Origin of the sequence: Streptomyces tendae (genome assembly GCF_014650435.1) — a bacterium.
Taxonomy (GTDB): domain Bacteria; phylum Actinomycetota; class Actinomycetes; order Streptomycetales; family Streptomycetaceae; genus Streptomyces; species Streptomyces tendae.
This window is the reverse complement of sequence record NZ_BMUY01000001.1, coordinates 20,800-35,808: the sequence shown is the minus strand read 5'-3', so window position 1 is coordinate 35,808 and position 15,009 is coordinate 20,800. Positions and strand designations below refer to the sequence as shown.

The window sequence follows — 15,009 nt, the reverse complement described above, 5'->3', positions numbered from 1 at the left end:
GAAAAGTTTCGCATGTCCGTTCCGAGGATCTTGCGCACCCCCCTCGCGGTCGGAAACCCGCATTTCAGGCGCCGTTTCGCGGTCGCCTCAGGCGGCGTTCGCGGGGGCGCCCGAGGAGGCCGGGGTCTCCTTGAGGAAGGCGTTCCAGCCACCGGCCGGCCGCTGCCCCACCTCGACGGTCCGCAGCTTGGCGAGCACTTCGGGCTTCTGCACGTCCAGCCAGTCGGTGAACTGGCGGAAGGAGACCAGCCGGATGTCCTCGCCCTTGTCCTTCTCCCGTGCGATGTGCTTGAGGACGTTCTCGACGGCGTCCATGTAGATGCCGCCGTTCCACTCCTCGAAGTGGTTGCCGACGAAGAAGGGCGCCCGGTTCGTCTCGTACGCCCGCTTGAAGCCGGATATGTACGCGTTCGTGGCCTGCTCGCGCCAGCCCGGGTAGTTGTGGGCGGGGGCCTTGGTCGAGTTGACCGACTGGTTGGCGAGGATGTTGTAGTCCATCGAGAGGACCTCGAAGGAGTGCCCGGGGAACGGTATCTGCTGCAGCGGGAGGTCCCAGATCCCGTCCTTCTTCACCGGCCACACCTGGCGTCCGCCGGGCGAGGAGGCGTCGTAGCGCCAGCCCAGCTCGCGGGCGGTGGGCAGCAGCTTGTCCTGGCCGAGCAGACAGGGCGTGCGGCCGCCGACGAGTTCCTTGTCGTAGTCGAAGGGCAGGGACGGCAGGTCGGTCCAGCCGCTGTTGGTCTTCCACTCCTTGACGAAGGACTTCGCCTGGTCGATCTCGCTGCGCCACTGCGCGGACGTCCAGTTGCCGACGCTGCCGCCGCCTCCGCAGAAGTGGCCGTTGAAGTGGGTGCCGATCTCGTGCCCGTCGAGCCAGGCCCGGCGGACGTTGGTGAGCGTCGCCTTGATGTGCTCGTCGGTGAGGTAGCCGATGTCGGAGGCGCCGCGGGGGTTGTTCGGCGGGTCGTAGAGGCGCTTCTTCGACTCGGGCAGCAGGTACAGGCCCGAGAGGAAGAACGTCATGTGCGCGCCGTGCTCCTGGGCGAGGTCCAGGAAGCGCGGGAAGAGCCCGTTGCCGACCTCGCCGGCCCCGTCCCAGGAGAAGACGACGAACTGCGGCGGCGTCTGGCCCGGTTCCAGCGGCACGGGTGCGTCCGGCTGGTGCGGCTGCTTGCCGGTGTACGACGTGGAGCCGTCGCCGATGGGCTTCGCCGGGGCCTTGCTGTTGCCGGAGGGCGACGGTTTCCCGGCGCCGCCGGCCTGGTGCGAGCCGTCCGACGAGGGGTGGGAACCGGTGCCGCAGCCCGCGAGCCCGACCGCCGCCGCGGCCCCCGCGCCGAGTCCGAGCATCCCCCTGCGGGTGAGAGTGCGGTTGGAAGTGCGCATCGCAACCTCGTTCGTCGCGTCCTTGGTGGTCACTAGGTGAGAGGACGCGACGAACGAGCGGGTTCCGGAAATTTGTGCGGGTTGGGTAACAGCGGACAGCGGACCCACAGGAAGGGGTCTGGGCCCGGAGGCCGGAGGCCGGGGGCAGGGGTCTGGGCCCGGGGGGCCGGGGCCAGGGCGGTCCGGAGGCCCGGAGGCCGTGGCCCGGGCGCCCCGGGCGGCCGTCAGGCCCCGTACGCCTTCCCCTGCCCCTTCACGGGCTTGGCCCCGGCGAGGAGGTGGGCCGGGACGAGATCGCGGGCGGGCTCGGTGTAGCCGACGGACACGATCCGGTCGCCCCGGTAGGTGAACGTCGTCAGGGACGCCAGCGTGCACTGCCGCTTGCGCGGGTCGTGCCACAGCCGCCGCCGCTCGACGTACGACCGCAGGATCCAGATCGGCAGCTGGTGGCTGACGACCACGGCCTCGTGGCCGCGCGCCCGGTCCCGTGCGGCGTCGATCGCGCCCTTCATCCGGACGACCTGGTCGACGTACGGCTCGCCCCAGGACGGCTTGAACGGGTTGACCACGTGCTTCCAGTTGGCCGGCCGGCGCAGCGCGCCGTCACCGATGCCGAAGGTCTTGCCCTGGAAGACGTTGGCGGCCTCGATGAGGCGCGCGTCGGTGTCGAGGTCGAGCCCGTGCGTCTTGGCGATCGGGGTGGCCGTCTCCTGCGCCCGCTCCAGCGGGGAGGCGACGACGTAGGTCACGTCGCGGGGCGCGAGGTGCTCGGCGACCCGCTCGGCCATCCGCCGGCCCAGCTCGGAGAGGTGGTACCCGGGCAGCCGCCCGTACAGGACACCGGTGGGGTTCTCCACCTCGCCGTGCCGCATGACGTAGACGACGGTCAGCTCCGCGTCGTCCTCGTGGTTCTCGTGGTTCTCGTTGCTCATGCCGTCGCCTCCGCTGCCGCGCGGGCCGCCGCCGGGAGGGCGTCCGCGATGCGCTGGACGGCCCGCTCGTCGTGGGCGGTGGACACGAACCAGGACTCGAAGGAGGACGGCGGCAGGTAGACGCCGTTCGAGAGGAGGGAGTGGAAGAAGGCGGTGAACCGGAAGGACTCCTGCGCCTTGGCGTCCTCGTAGTTGCGGACCGGCCGGTCGGTGAAGAACACGGAGAACATGTTGGAGGCGTTCTGCACCGTGTGCGCGACGCCCTCCTTGGACAGCGCCTCGGTCACGAGCGACTGGATCCGCGCGGACACGGCGTCGACGGTCTCGTACGCGGCGTCGTCGAGGAGCCGCAGCTGGGCGAGCCCGGCGGCGGTGGCGACCGGGTTCCCGGAGAGGGTGCCGGCCTGGTAGACGGGCCCGGCCGGCGCGAGGTGCGCCATGACATCCGCCCGCCCCCCGAACGCGGCGGCGGGGAACCCGCCCCCCATCACCTTCCCGAAGGTCATGAGGTCGGGCACGACGCCCTCCACGCCGTACCACCCGGCGCGGCTGGTCCGGAAGCCGGTCATGACCTCGTCGGACACGAACAGCGCGCCGTTGGCCGCGCAGGCGTCCTTGAGCCCCTGGTTGAACCCGGGCAGCGGCGGCACGACGCCCATGTTGCCGGGCGACGCCTCCGTGATCACGCAGGCGATCTCGCCGGGGTGGGCGGCGAAGGCGGCGTGCACGGCCTCCAGGTCGTTGTACGGCAGCACGATCGTGTCGCTCGCCTGGGCGCCGGTGACGCCGGGGGTGTCGGGCAGCGCGAAGGTGGCGACGCCTGAGCCCGCGGCGGCCAGCAGCGAGTCGACGTGGCCGTGGTAGCACCCGGCGAACTTGATCACCTTGGTGCGCTGCGTGAATCCGCGGGCGAGCCGGATCGCCGACATGGTGGCCTCGGTCCCGCTGGACACGAGCCGGACCTCCTCCAGCGGCGCGACCCGCTCGACCATCGCCTCGGCGAGCGCGACCTCGCCCTCGGCGGGCGTGCCGAAGGACGTGCCGCGGGCCACGGCCTCCTGCACGGCAGCGATCACCTCGGGGTGCGCGTGCCCGAGGATCATCGGCCCCCAGGAGCACACGAGGTCGACGTACTCACGCCCGTCCGCGTCCGTCAGGTACGGCCCGGTGCCCGACACCATGAACCGGGGCGTGCCGCCGACGGCGCGGAAGGCGCGCACCGGGGAGTTCACGCCGCCGGGCGTGACGGCCGCGGCGCGGTCGAACAGAGCCTGCGAGGCCGGTGCTTCGTATGGATATGCCAGTTCGCTCATGACCTGCGACTTCTCCGACCTTCTCGACCTTCTCCGACGTATCGGACCCTGTGCGGGTCCCGCTCGGCCGCTGGTTGCCCAGGGTGACTTCGACAAGGGTAGACAACCGCCCCGAACGCCGTACCGTCTGCCAGACTGGAACCCATCCACGCAGCTCACCGGGACGACGCGGGCGCGGCTCCCGGCCGTCCCGCGAACGGACGAGGGACATATGACGTACATATGTTTCACCGCACGTTTCGGCGAGCGGCCGTGGGGGAGGTCACTGACACGATGATCGGGTTGCGCGGCGGGGGCCACGCGTCCTAGAAAAGCAGTCGGGTGGAGATATGCATCGCGGTGGCGGACTGGGCGAGGGGACCGATGACCTGGGTCCTCGACGTGCCCGGCGGGGAAGGCACCGACGCGAGGCGGAGGAAGCGTCCGAAGCACGTCAGACACACGGCACACCGAGCGAGCCCGACCGGCTCTCCGGGCGGGCCGACCGGCTGGGGGCGGGGAGCAGGAATGGTGGTCGGGTGGGGGTGACCTACAAGTACTTCGGCGCGCCCGACGGCGCGACCGCGGCCCGCGTCCCGATCTCGATGCGCCCCGAGGAGCTGGGCGGCGACGAGCTCGGGATGAACGGCATGTTCACCAAGATCAAGCCGGAGACCATGGCCGCCATGGTCCTCACCGGCATCGAGGGCGTCCCCCTGCACAAGGTCCCCCCGCTGGAACTGGTCGTCCTGCACCCCGACTACGCGGTCGTGAAGCTCCCGATGACCGTCGTCGACCCCCTGCGCGGCATCGGCGAGGAAGCGGTCGGCGCGGCCGCCTTCATATGGTCCACGGTCCCGGACCGCGGCGGCCCCCGGGACGCGTTCAACGTGTACCAGTTGCTGCACGAGTGGCAGGACTTCAGCCACCGGCTGCATGAGGCGGGGCATCAGCCGTACTGCCTGGTGTGGCCCTAGCCGGGGTTTCTCCGACGTCGGCGGCGGCCCCGGCCGTGCAGACCGCGATCTGGAGGAACGGCTTGCCGTGCGGCGATCAAGCCCACCAACGGAACGCGGCGCTGTTGGTCGGTCGGAAAGGCTGGCGTGACAGCATGCGGCGATGGTCTTGCGACACCCCGACGGCGACTACGCGATCACTGCGATGTACTCCGTGCCCGATGACGCCTGGTACCTGGAGCTGGATCTCGTTGGGCGTCATCGACGATGACGACTTTCCCCAGGTATTGGCGGAGGTGCGCACCACGGTCTCCGAGGAAGACCTCCCCGACGTTCTGGAGGCCGCCTTCGGACGGAATCCTGACGGCACCACCATCATCAGCGAACGGCCCATCCTGTAGGCGGTCGTGAGGACGACGGGTCGCGAGCTCGTCAGTTGAGGGCGCGCAGCACCAGCCGCACCATGCTCACGACCCCGCGCCAGATCCAACCGAACAGTCCGCTCTGCACGGCTACGTCGGCGACGTCCGCGGCGGCGTCAATCCGGTCCGAGCCGGATCCGCACCGCTGGCAGGACCGGGGCCAACGGCGCTTGTCCGCACCGCACTTCTTGCATGTCGCCATGCCCTCATTCTTACCTGCCGCAGCAACTGCCGGTGTCGGTCCGCTCGGGGCCGGGGGCGCAGCAGCCCTTGCCCTGCCAGGCGTCGCGTCCTTCCTTGACGGCGATGCCCGCGATGACCAGCGCGGCGATCGGGTCGGCCCAGGACCAGCCGAGGGTGGCGTTGAGGACGAGGCCCGCCAACAGCACCGCCGAGAGGTACGTGCACAGCAACGTCTGCTTCGAATCCGCCACTGCCGAGGCAGATCCGAGTTCGCGCCCGGCCTTGCGCTGAGCGGCGGACAGGAACGGCATGATCGCGAGCGAGAGCGCGGCGAGCACGATGCCGGGGACGGAACGCCCGGCCTCGCCGGTTCCGGCCAGCGCCCGAACCGCGTCGACGCTGACGTACGCGGCGAGCGCGAAGAACGACCCAGCGATGATCCGGAGCGTCCTCTTCTCCCGGGCCTCTCGCACCGCGTGGTCTGTCGAGGAGAACTGCCAGGCGACCGCGGCCGCGGAGGACACCTCGATCACGGAGTCCAGACCGAAACCGATCAGCGCGGTGGACGAGGCCAGCGTGCCGGCGGTGAGGGCGACGGCCGCCTCGACGACGTTGTAGGCGATCGTCGCGGCGACCAGCAGCCGTATCCGCCGTACCAGCGCTTCCCGGCGGGCGGCCGAAGGGCCGAGAGCCACGGGTATGCCCGCGCTCATGGTCAGCAGCACCCCTTCTCGTCCGCGTCGACGCACGTGCGGTCGCCCTCCACGGCCACCACGGCGGTGCGCAGGTCGTCCAGCGCGTGGCCGAGTCGTTCGTCGGCCAGCTCGTAGCGGGTGCGGCGGCCGTCGGGGACCGTGACGACCAGGCCGCAGTCGCGCAGGCAGGCCAGGTGGTTCGACAAACGGGTCCGCGAGACGCCGAGCCCGTCGGCGAGGTCGGCCGGATAGGCGGGGGCTTCGCGCAGGGCGAGCAGGACACGGCAGCGGATCGGATCGGCCAGCGCACGGCCGAACCGGGCCAGCACCTCGATGTCGGGAGCAACAGTCAGCACACCGCGAGGATACAGGGATTCGTGAATTCAGGGAATCGTGTATCGCGAGGAGCTGAGGCCAGGGAGGTCACGAGCCGCAGCAGCCGCCCGCCGGGGCTTCCTCGGCAGCCGTGCCTACCGCCGGGCGCGTCTCGAGCTGCACGAGCTGCGGTTCCGGGGCAGCGCAGCATCCGCCACCGTCGGCCTGCCGCGTGTCGGGGGTGTCGAACAGGCCCGCCCCGCCGCAGACTCCGGTCTCCGGGAGGGTGAGTTCCACGCGGTCGGCGGCGTCGAGGTCGCCTGCGATCGCGGCGGCGACGGACCGGACCTGCTCGTAGCCGGTCATGGCCAGGAAGGTGGGGGCGCGGCCGTAGGACTTCATGCCGACCAGGTAGATGCCCCGTTCCGGGTGCGAGAGCTCGCGGTGGCCGTGCGGGTAGACGGTGCCGCAGGAGTGCTGGTTGGGGTCGATCAGCGGGGCCAGTCCCACCGGGGCCTGGAGGCGTTCGTCCAGGCCCAGGCGCAGTTCGTCCAGGAAGGAGAGGTCGGGGCGGAAGCCGGTCAGGGCGACGACCTCGTCCACCGGTTCGAGGCGACGTCCGTCCTCGCCCACCAGGACCAGACGGCCGTCACCGTCGCGCTCGAACGCCTCGGTGCGGAAGCCGGTGACCGCGTCCGCGTACCCCTTGTCGACGGCGGCCTTCGCGGCGAGGCCGAGGGCGCCGCGGGCGGGCAGCTGGTCGGCGGTGCCGCCGCCGAAGGTGGAGCCGGAGATGCCGCGGCGCAGGACCCACACCGCATGCGTGCCCGTACCGTCCTCGGACCGGGCCAGCTCGGCGAGGTACGCGAGCGCGGTGAAGGCGGAGGCACCCGAGCCGATCACGGCCGTGCGCTTACCCGCGTAACGGGCGCGTACGGCCGGGTCCTTCAGGTCCGGTACGCGGTAGGTGATCCGGTCGGCCGCCGCCTGCTCGCCGAGCGCGGGCAGTCCGCTACCGCCGGCCGGGCCGGCCGTGGCCCACGTGCCGGAGGCGTCGATCACGGCGCGGGCGAAGACGCGCTCCTCACGGCCGTCGGCGTACTCGACGTGCACGACGAACGGTTGCCGGTCCCGGTCGGCGTCGACGATCCGGTCGCGGCCGGCCCTGGAGACACCGGTGACGGTGGCCCCGGTGCGGACCTTGTCGCCGAGGGCGTCCGCGAGGGGCTGCAGATACCGCTCGGCCCAGTCTCCGCCGGACGGGTACGTCGCCGGGTCGGGGCGGGTCCAGCCCGTGGGGGCGAGGAGCTTCTCGGCGGCCGGATCGACGACCTCGCCCCAGGTGGAGAACAGACGCACGTGGCTCCACTCGCGCACGGCCGCACCGGCGCGGCCGCCCGCTTCCAGGACGAGGGGCTCGATGCCGCGCTCGACGAGGTGGACGGCGGCCGCGAGCCCGACGGGGCCGGCCCCGATGACGACGACAGGGAGCTGTTGGGTGCTCATGATGCTCGGTCTCCTTGAGGGGCGAAGGGGGCAGCGCGCGTGGGTGAAGGCGGCCGGCCGGGTGTGCTGCCGGCGTTCGGCGGCCGGGGTGGCGCTGCCGCTGACCTGGGCACAGGTGCCGCAGAAACCGGCGCCGACGACGACTCCTTGCTTCGATGTCTGTCGATGTCTATCCGCACCTCGGAGCTTGCCTCCCATATCGACGAGTGTCAACATAGAAGCATGTCGAAATCAGAGGTCGTGGAACTCCCCGTCCTGCAGGACGGTGACGTCGTGCCGTGCTGCCCGCCGATCACCGCCGGTGAGCTGGCCCCGGCGGACGCGGAGAAGATGGCCGCCATGTTCAAGGCACTGTCGGACCCGGTGCGCCTGCGCCTGTTCTCCAAGATCGCCTCGCATCCGGGCGGGGAGGCGTGCGTGTGCGACATCGCCGACGTCGGCGTGTCCCAGCCGACCGTGTCCCACCACCTGAAGAAGCTCCGCGAGGCCGGCCTGCTGACCTCCGAGCGGCGTGGCACCTGGGTCTACTACCGGGTCGCGCCGTCGGTGGTGGCAGCCATGGCCGCGATGCTCGACCTGCGCGCCTGACCGCCTGCCACCACCGCATCCGTGTCCTGCTTCACGGTGCCGTCGTCACCGTGCCGGCGGCGAACTTCCTTCGCCAGGCGAGCGCGACGTAGACCAGGCCGATCAGCACCGGGACTTCGATGAGCGGGCCGACCACGCCGGACAGGGCCTGGCCGGAGGTGACACCGAAGGTGGCGATGGCGACCGCGATGGCCAGCTCGAAGTTGTTGCCCGCCGCGGTGAACGCCAGCGTGGTGGTGCGGTCGTAGGCGAGCCCAAGGCCCTTGCCGAGGAGGAAGGTGCCGAAGAACATGACCGCGAAGTAGACCAGCAGCGGCAGCGCGATCCGGGCGACGTCCAGCGGCTGCGAGGTGATGGTCTTGCCCTGAAGGGCGAAGAGGATGACGATCGTGAACAGCAGCCCGTACAGCGCCCACGGCCCGATCTTCGGCAGGAAGCGCTGTTCGTAGCCCTCGCGGCCCATCTTCTGCTCACCGATCCGGCGGGTCAGGAAGCCGGCAAGCAGCGGGACTCCGAGGAAGACGACCACGTTCAGGGCGATCTCCCACATCGAGATGTCCAGGTGTTCGCCGTCACCGAGACCGAGCCAGCCGGGCAGCAGGTCGAGGTAGAACCAACCCAGCAGACCGAACGCCAGGACCTGGAAGACCGAGTTCAGCGCGACGAGCACGGCCGCGGCCTCGCGGTCGCCGCAGGCGAGGTCGTTCCAGATGATCACCATGGCGATGCAGCGGGCCAGGCCGACGATGATCAGGCCGGTGCGGTACTCGGGAAGGTCCGGCAGGAAGATCCACGCCAGGGCGAACATCACCGCGGGTCCGAGGATCCAGTTGACGACCAGGGAGGAGATCATCAGCTTCCGGTCGCCGGTGACGGCGTCCAGCCGGTCGTAGCGGACCTTGGCGAGGACCGGGTACATCATCACGAGCAGGCCGAGCGCGATCGGCAGGGAGACACCGCCGACCTCCACCTTCGCCAGCGCGTCGTTCAGCCCTGGAACGGCCCGTCCGAGCCCGAGGCCGACGGCCATGGCGATGAGGATCCAGACCGCGAGGTAGCGGTCGAGGGTGGAGAGCCTCTTGACGATCGAGTCGTCGCCGTCCTCGGCCCGCACGGAGGCGGTGGGCTCGGTGGAGGTCACGGGCAGGCCCTCTTGTTCCCGGCGGCGGTGCGGGCGGCGGCGGCGAGTTCGGCGAACTGGTCGGACAGGCCGGCCAGGACCTCGGGCTTGAGCTTGTAGTAGGTGTAGCGGCCGCAGGGCTCGGTCTCCACGATCCCGGCCTCGCGCAACACCTTCATGTGGTTGGAGAGGTTGGTCTGCTTGGCTCCGGTCTCCTCGACCAGGTGCGTCGTGCAGAGCGTCTCGGACGCCAGGAGAGTCACGATTTTCAGGCGGAGCGGATCACCCAGCACCCGCATCACATCAGGATCGACTGAAGTCAGCATGCACTGATACTGTCACATCACCGCTTGCTGACATCAGCAGGAGCTGAAGTCATTGGCCGCTGGGTTCCGCCGTGCGACGAGAGAGAACGATCACCATGGCCGACAAGCCGTCCGTCCTGTTCGTCTGCGTCCACAACGCCGGCCGCTCCCAGATGGCCGCCGCCTGGCTGACTCACCTGGCCGGAGACCGCGTCGAGGTCCGCTCCGCCGGCTCCGCCCCCGGAGATCAGGTCAACCCGGCCGCCGTCGAGGCCATGGCCGAGGTCGGCATCGACATCTCCACAGAGGTGCCGAAGATCCTCACCGTCGACGCGGTGCGCGAGTCGGACGTCTGTATCACCATGGGCTGCGGCGACACCTGCCCCGTCTTCCCCGGCAAGCGGTACCTCGACTGGAAGCTCGACGACCCGGCAGGCCAGGGCGTCGAGGCCGTCCGCCCCATCCGTGACGAGATCAAGACCCTGGTCGAGGGCCTGATCGCCGAGATCGCCCCGCCGAAGCCGGGGGCGACGGCATGAGCGAGATACGCGAGGTCGTCGTCACCGGCTCCGGTCAGCCCCCAACTCCCCCATCGTCATGCCCTGATGCCCTGACGTCCTGAGCCCGCTCGGAACGAACGGTGCCGACCTCGGTCAGGGGTCGGCACGGGGGCCCGCGTGGCGGGAGAGGGCCGCGTGGAGTTCGCCGTGCAGGACGGCGGGCAGCGTCGCGCCCCGCGCGTGGTCCAGGAGGTACTCGGCCACGACGGAGAGTCTGACGTTGGTGTGCTGGGAGGTTTCCCGCAGGACGGTGAAGCCGTCGGCGGGGCTGATCCGGCCCAGGACGGTCAGCACGCCGATGGCCTGGTCGACCGCGGCGTGCGAGGCGAGGGCCTGCTTGAGCTGTCTGTTCTCCGCGCGCACCTGCCGCAGTTCCCGCACCAGCTCGTCGGTCGTCGTGGACGGGGACTCGGGGCTGCGACGCGTGGAGGAGGTCATGGCACTCACCGGTGTGGACGGCGGGTAGGGACATCCTCACGCCTGCCCCCGTTCCGTGCCGGCATCCGTCCGGGCGCCCACCCGTCTTCCCGGCGGCAGCGTCCCGCTCCCCCCTTCCGGCGTACGCCCGGTGGTCCCGGCCCGTCCGGCGGGCGACAGTGACAAGTGGCGGGCGCGGGGGGCGGGTGCCGCCCGGTGCCCCGTCCCCGCACGCCGTTCGCGAGGGAGCGTCGATGGCACGGAACGCGGGTCTCCGACGTGCGCGCCGGTCCGTGGTCCGGCGGCGCGGCGGCGCCTCATGAGCCATCCGGGGACCCTCGTCCTGATCATGGCCGCCGCGGTGCTGGCGCCGCTCCTCGTCCACGCCACGGGCCGGCGGGTCCGGGTCCCGCTGGTCATCTTCGAGATCGTCCTCGGCATCCTGATGGGGCCCGACGTGCTCGGCTGGGCCCGTCCCGGCGAGGTGGTCGACACGCTCGCCGATCTCGGCCTTTCCATGCTGATCTTCCTGGCCGGCTACGAGATCGACTTCGCCGCCGTCCGCGGCGACACCCTGCGCCGTTCCCTGTGGTCGTGGCCCCTCGCCCTGGTCGCCGGGATCGCGCTGGCGCTGCTCATCAGCCGCGGGGACGTCTTCGAGGCGTTCGTCGTCGGCACCGCCCTCACCAGCACCACCCTCGGCACCGTCCTGCCGATGCTGCGGGACAGCGGCGAACTGCGCAGCCGGTTCGGGACGGTGATCTCGGCGTTCGGCGCGGTCGGCGAGTTCGGGCCCGTGATCGCCGTGGCGCTGCTGCTCAGCGGGCGCCGGCCGGCCGAGTCGGCGGCGCTGCTGGCCGCGTTCGGGGCGATCACGGCCGCCGCCGTGTTCTGGGCGCTGCGCCCGAGGCCGCCGTGGTTCGCGCGGCTGACCGAGCTGACCCTGCACAGCAGCGGCCAGTTCGCCGTCCGGTTCGTGATGCTGCTGCTCGCCTGCATGCTTGGCCTCGCGGAGGTCTTCGGCCTCGACGTACTGCTGGGCGCGTTCGCCGCCGGGGTCCTGACCCGGCTCGTACTGCTCCGGGCCGCGCCCGCGAGCAGCGGGGAGGTCCTCGGCAAGGTGGAGGCCATGGGGTTCGGCTTCCTCGTGCCCCTCTTCTACGTCGTCACCGGCATCGAGTTCGACCTGGACGCGCTGCTGCACGACCCGGGCGCCCTGCTGCTGCTGCCGGGGTTCCTGCTGCTCTTCCTGCTGGTGCACGGCGTCCCGGTGTACCTCCTCGCGCCCAGGGACCTCGGTCGCGCGGACCGGATGGCGCTGGCGCTGTTCACCTCGACGTGCCTGCCGCTGGTCGTCGCCATCACCACCATCGGCGTCGACCAGAAGCTGATCGGCACGGACCTGGCGGCCTCGCTGGTGGGCGCCGCGATGATCTCCGTACTCGTGTTCCCGCTGGTCGCCGCGCGGGTGCGGGCGAGGGGCCGGACGGCCGGGGCGGTGTCCCCGGCGGACGGGGCGCGGGACTCGGAGGCATGGTGACGGCGGACGGCTGGGCGGACGAGTGTGCGCGGCGGGCTCGGGCTGCGCGGACGAGTGCCTGAACGACTGGCCTAGATACCCCCAGGGGGTATATCTTGGCGGTCATGGACCACAACACGCACCAACACGGCACCACGTGGGCGACGGCCATGCGGGCGACCCTGCACTGCCTCACCGGGTGCGCCGTCGGCGAGATTCTCGGCATGGTCATCGGCACCGCGCTGATGTGGGGCAACGTGCCGACCATGGTGCTGGCCATCGCCCTGGCCTTCGTCTTCGGCTACTCCTTCACCCTGTTCGCCGTGGTGCGCGCCGGGGTGTCCATGAAGGCCGCGGTCAAGGTGGCGCTGGCCGCCGACACCGTCTCCATCGCCGTGATGGAGCTGGTCGACAACGGCATCATCGCCCTCGTCCCGGGCGCGATGGACGCGCACCTGTCCGACGGGCTGTTCTGGTACGCCCTGCTCGGCGGCTTCGCCGTCGCGTTCCTGATCACCACGCCGGTCAACAAGTGGATGATCGGCCGCGGCAAGGGCCACGCCGTCGTCCACGCCTACCACTGACCGCCCCCGGCACACCGCTCGCCGGTCTCGGTCGAGGCCGGCGAGCGGTTCGTCGCACGCCACCCTCCGGCCGAGTTGCCGGGCGGTGCCGATGCGAGAAGGTGAGGGGAGGGCCGCGAAGGGAGCGTGCGGTGACAGGCGACCCCATCGGCGACGCCGCGGTGCTCAACGCGCTGTTCGCCAACTCGCCCCAGGGGCTGTTCGTCTTCGACTCCGAGCAGAGGGTCACCCGCTACAACCCGGCCGGCCGGGGAGTGCGGGGCCTGTCCGACGAGGACGTCCTCGGACAGGGCATCGCCGACTTCGCCCCCGGGTTCGAGGCGGACGTACTGCAGGGCCTGATCGACGAGGTCCTGGCGACCGGCGAGGCGCTGCGGGGCCGCCTGGTCCGCGGCAAGTCGCCGTCCGACCCGCACCAGGCGCTGGCCGTCGAGGTGTCCCTCTTCCCGCTGCACGACCTCGGTGGCGGCAGGCCCGGCCTGGTGGGCGTGGTCGAGGACGTGACCGAGCGGCAGGCCGCGGCGGACCGGCTCGCCGTACTGAGCGAGGTGCACGCGACGGTCGGCTCCACGCTGGACGTCCGGACCACGGGCGACGAGCTGGTGCGGGCCCTGGTGCCCGCCTTCGCCGACGCGGCCACCGTCGACCTGCTGGACGACGGTGCCGTCGCGGCCGAGCGGGCTGCCGGTCCCCCGCCGACGGAGGTTCCCCTGCGCCGGGTGGCCTTCGCCCCGCCGTCCGCGGAGGTGAGCCGCAGGGAGGGCGACAGCCGTCCGCTGCCCTTCCCCACCCCGTACACGCAGGTCCTCAACGACATGCGGGCCCGGCTGGTCCGCGTCTCCTCCGACGACCCCTGGCTGTCCACCGACCCGGAGGGCTTCGAGCCGCTGGTCCGGGCGGGCGTGCACTCCATGATCGTCGCCCCGTTGCTGGCCCGGGACACCGTGCTCGGGCTGCTGACCCTGTACCGGCACCGGACCGACCCCTTCGAGGAAGCCGACCTGGACGTGGCCCGGCAGGCGGCGTTCACCGCGTCCGTGCACCTGGACAACGCGCACAGCTACCGGCGCGAGCACACCGTGGCGGCCGCCCTCCAGCGCAGGCTCCAGCCCGGCGCGATCCCGCTGCTCTCGGCGGTGGAGACCGCCCACGTGTACCTGCCGGAGAGCGCCGGCGGCGACTGGTTCGACGTCGTGCCCCTCTCCGGTACGCGCGTCGCCCTCGTCGTCGGGGACGTCACCGGCCACGGCATCGAGGCGGCGGCCACGATGGGCCAGCTCCGCCTGGCGCTGCGCACCCTGGCCCTGCGGGACCTGGAGACGGACGAGTTGCTGACCCACCTGGACGAGGTCGCCTCCCAGCTGGCGAACGCCTCCGGGCCGGGTCCGAACCGGGCGGTGGCGAGCTGCGCGGTCACTGTCTACAACCCCGTCTCCCGGCACTGCACCATGGTCCGCGCGGGCCACCCCGCCCCCGTCGTCATCGACCCCGACGGAGTCCCCCGCACCGTTGAGGTCCCGCAGGGACCGCCGCTCGGGACCGGTGGCGGACACGTCTTCACCCCGGCCGTGCTCGAACTGGCGCCGGGCACGCTGCTGGCCCTGCACACCAACGGCCTCACCCGGGGCAACGGCGACCAGGGGGACGCCGCGCGGCGCCGCCTCGAACACATCCTGGCCTCCACCACGCGGCCCTTGCAGGAGCTGTGCGACACCGCCGTGTACCACATGGCGCCCTCCCGCCACGACGACGCCGTCCTGCTGCTCGCCCGCACCCGTGTCCTGCCGCCGGAGCACGTCGCGGACTGGACGCTGCCCGCCGACGCCTCCGTGGTGGGCACCGCCCGCCGGCTCGTCGACCGGCAGCTCGCCGCCTGGAACCTCGACGAGGCGGTCTACACCACCGAACTCGTCGTCAGCGAACTCGTCACCAACGCCATCCGCTACGGCAAGGGCCCGGTGCGGCTGCGGCTCATCCGGGACCGGGGCCGGCTGCTGACCGAGGTCACGGACGCCAACAGCGCCAGCCCCCATCTGCGCCGCGCCCGGGAGAACGACGAGGGCGGCCGCGGCCTGTTCATCGTGATGCGGCTCAGCACGCACTGGGGCGTCCGGCACAGCCGCCACGCCAAGACCATCTGGTCCGAGCAGCGGCTCGACGGCGGGCCGCCGGACACGTCCGACCTGCTGGAGGCATTCGACGTGCCGGACACCGCGGGTCTGTGAGCGG

General features: G+C 71.5%; 17 protein-coding genes. 7 read left to right on the top strand and 10 right to left on the bottom strand.

Annotated elements, in window-relative coordinates; translation table 11 throughout:
- Positions 1–87: 87 nt before the first annotated feature.
- The 3 genes from IE258_RS00160 to hemL all read right to left on the bottom strand — a co-directional run bounded on the left by IE258_RS00160 (position 88) and on the right by hemL (position 3,631).
- A complete protein-coding gene (locus IE258_RS00160; RefSeq protein WP_189737362.1) occupies positions 88–1,386 on the bottom strand; it encodes a polysaccharide deacetylase family protein in 1,299 nt (432 codons plus the stop codon).
- A 224-nt stretch (positions 1,387–1,610) separates the two neighbouring features.
- A complete protein-coding gene (locus tag IE258_RS00155; RefSeq protein ID WP_189737359.1) occupies positions 1,611–2,318 on the bottom strand; it encodes a histidine phosphatase family protein in 708 nt (235 codons plus the stop codon).
- The gene (gene hemL, locus IE258_RS00150; RefSeq protein ID WP_189737356.1) at positions 2,315–3,631 is read right to left on the bottom strand and encodes a glutamate-1-semialdehyde 2,1-aminomutase; all 1,317 of its coding nucleotides are present in this window, start codon (positions 3,629–3,631) and stop codon (positions 2,315–2,317) included. Before hemL ends, IE258_RS00155 begins: the two co-directional genes overlap by 4 nt.
- 518 nt (positions 3,632–4,149) lie before the next feature.
- Between hemL and IE258_RS00145 the strand changes: the two genes are divergently transcribed.
- Entirely contained in the window at positions 4,150–4,587 is a 438-nt protein-coding gene (locus tag IE258_RS00145) for a hypothetical protein (protein ID WP_003974483.1), read from the top strand.
- Positions 4,588–4,817: 230 nt separating this feature from the next.
- A complete protein-coding gene (locus IE258_RS41040; RefSeq protein WP_229891890.1) occupies positions 4,818–4,967 on the top strand; it encodes a hypothetical protein in 150 nt (49 codons plus the stop codon).
- A 31-nt stretch (positions 4,968–4,998) separates the two neighbouring features.
- Here IE258_RS41040 and IE258_RS00135 read toward each other — a convergent pair whose 3' ends face one another.
- The 4 genes from IE258_RS00135 to IE258_RS00120 all read right to left on the bottom strand — a co-directional run bounded on the left by IE258_RS00135 (position 4,999) and on the right by IE258_RS00120 (position 7,687).
- On the bottom strand, positions 4,999–5,190 hold the full coding sequence (locus tag IE258_RS00135) for a hypothetical protein (protein WP_189737353.1): 192 nt from the start codon (positions 5,188–5,190) through the stop codon (positions 4,999–5,001).
- A gap of 10 nt (positions 5,191–5,200) precedes the next feature.
- A complete protein-coding gene (locus IE258_RS00130; RefSeq protein WP_189737349.1) occupies positions 5,201–5,884 on the bottom strand; it encodes a cation efflux transmembrane domain-containing protein in 684 nt (227 codons plus the stop codon).
- Between the two features lie 2 nt (positions 5,885–5,886).
- Positions 5,887–6,222 (bottom strand): ArsR/SmtB family transcription factor, encoded by a 336-nt coding sequence (locus IE258_RS00125; protein ID WP_189737346.1) that lies wholly within the window; start codon positions 6,220–6,222, stop codon positions 5,887–5,889.
- Between the two features lie 67 nt (positions 6,223–6,289).
- Positions 6,290–7,687, bottom strand: coding sequence for an NAD(P)-binding domain-containing protein (locus IE258_RS00120; protein WP_189737343.1), 1,398 nt, complete (start codon positions 7,685–7,687; stop codon positions 6,290–6,292).
- A gap of 222 nt (positions 7,688–7,909) precedes the next feature.
- Here IE258_RS00120 and IE258_RS00115 point away from each other — a divergent pair, with 222 nt between their 5' ends.
- Positions 7,910–8,275, top strand: coding sequence for an ArsR/SmtB family transcription factor (locus IE258_RS00115; RefSeq protein WP_189737340.1), 366 nt, complete (start codon positions 7,910–7,912; stop codon positions 8,273–8,275).
- Positions 8,276–8,306: 31 nt separating this feature from the next.
- Here IE258_RS00115 and arsB read toward each other — a convergent pair whose 3' ends face one another.
- Together arsB and IE258_RS00105 are read right to left on the bottom strand one after the other, a co-directional pair.
- On the bottom strand, positions 8,307–9,416 hold the full coding sequence (gene arsB / locus IE258_RS00110) for an ACR3 family arsenite efflux transporter (RefSeq protein ID WP_189737337.1): 1,110 nt from the start codon (positions 9,414–9,416) through the stop codon (positions 8,307–8,309).
- Positions 9,413–9,721: an ArsR/SmtB family transcription factor gene (locus IE258_RS00105; RefSeq protein WP_189737332.1), complete on the bottom strand. Its 309-nt coding sequence runs from the start codon at positions 9,719–9,721 to the stop codon at positions 9,413–9,415. The genes arsB and IE258_RS00105 overlap by 4 nt, the downstream gene beginning before the upstream one ends.
- A gap of 95 nt (positions 9,722–9,816) precedes the next feature.
- On the opposite strand from IE258_RS00105, the gene IE258_RS00100 reads away from it, so the two are divergent.
- Positions 9,817–10,239 (top strand): arsenate reductase ArsC, encoded by a 423-nt coding sequence (locus IE258_RS00100; RefSeq protein WP_189737329.1) that lies wholly within the window; start codon positions 9,817–9,819, stop codon positions 10,237–10,239.
- A gap of 114 nt (positions 10,240–10,353) precedes the next feature.
- Here IE258_RS00100 and IE258_RS00095 read toward each other — a convergent pair whose 3' ends face one another.
- Positions 10,354–10,698 carry an ANTAR domain-containing protein gene (locus tag IE258_RS00095; RefSeq protein WP_189737326.1) on the bottom strand — a complete coding sequence of 115 codons (345 nt, stop codon included), beginning with the start codon at positions 10,696–10,698 and terminating at the stop codon, positions 10,354–10,356.
- 298 nt (positions 10,699–10,996) lie between these two features.
- Between IE258_RS00095 and IE258_RS00090 the strand changes: the two genes are divergently transcribed.
- The 3 genes from IE258_RS00090 to IE258_RS00080 all read left to right on the top strand — a co-directional run bounded on the left by IE258_RS00090 (position 10,997) and on the right by IE258_RS00080 (position 15,005).
- Positions 10,997–12,217, top strand: a complete 1,221-nt coding sequence (locus IE258_RS00090) for a cation:proton antiporter (protein WP_189737323.1) — start codon at positions 10,997–10,999, stop codon at positions 12,215–12,217.
- 104 nt (positions 12,218–12,321) lie between these two features.
- The gene (locus IE258_RS00085; RefSeq protein WP_189737320.1) at positions 12,322–12,780 is read left to right on the top strand and encodes a DUF4396 domain-containing protein; all 459 of its coding nucleotides are present in this window, start codon (positions 12,322–12,324) and stop codon (positions 12,778–12,780) included.
- Positions 12,781–12,911: 131 nt separating this feature from the next.
- The gene (locus IE258_RS00080; protein WP_189737317.1) at positions 12,912–15,005 is read left to right on the top strand and encodes a SpoIIE family protein phosphatase; all 2,094 of its coding nucleotides are present in this window, start codon (positions 12,912–12,914) and stop codon (positions 15,003–15,005) included.
- Positions 15,006–15,009: the final 4 nt, after the last annotated feature.

Coding starts and splice junctions, on each gene's coding strand:
- IE258_RS00160 (WP_189737362.1), bottom strand. CDS start 1,386: ATGCGCACTTCCAACCGCACTCTCACCCGCAGGGGGATGCTCGGACTC.
- IE258_RS00155 (WP_189737359.1), bottom strand. CDS start 2,318: ATGAGCAACGAGAACCACGAGAACCACGAGGACGACGCGGAGCTGACC.
- hemL (WP_189737356.1), bottom strand. CDS start 3,631: ATGAGCGAACTGGCATATCCATACGAAGCACCGGCCTCGCAGGCTCTG.
- IE258_RS00135 (WP_189737353.1), bottom strand. CDS start 5,190: ATGGCGACATGCAAGAAGTGCGGTGCGGACAAGCGCCGTTGGCCCCGG.
- IE258_RS00130 (WP_189737349.1), bottom strand. CDS start 5,884: ATGAGCGCGGGCATACCCGTGGCTCTCGGCCCTTCGGCCGCCCGCCGG.
- IE258_RS00120 (WP_189737343.1), bottom strand. CDS start 7,687: ATGAGCACCCAACAGCTCCCTGTCGTCGTCATCGGGGCCGGCCCCGTC.
- IE258_RS00115 (WP_189737340.1), top strand. CDS start 7,910: ATGTCGAAATCAGAGGTCGTGGAACTCCCCGTCCTGCAGGACGGTGAC.
- IE258_RS00105 (WP_189737332.1), bottom strand. CDS start 9,721: ATGCTGACTTCAGTCGATCCTGATGTGATGCGGGTGCTGGGTGATCCG.
- IE258_RS00100 (WP_189737329.1), top strand. CDS start 9,817: ATGGCCGACAAGCCGTCCGTCCTGTTCGTCTGCGTCCACAACGCCGGC.
- IE258_RS00095 (WP_189737326.1), bottom strand. CDS start 10,698: ATGACCTCCTCCACGCGTCGCAGCCCCGAGTCCCCGTCCACGACGACC.
- IE258_RS00090 (WP_189737323.1), top strand. CDS start 10,997: ATGAGCCATCCGGGGACCCTCGTCCTGATCATGGCCGCCGCGGTGCTG.
- IE258_RS00085 (WP_189737320.1), top strand. CDS start 12,322: ATGGACCACAACACGCACCAACACGGCACCACGTGGGCGACGGCCATG.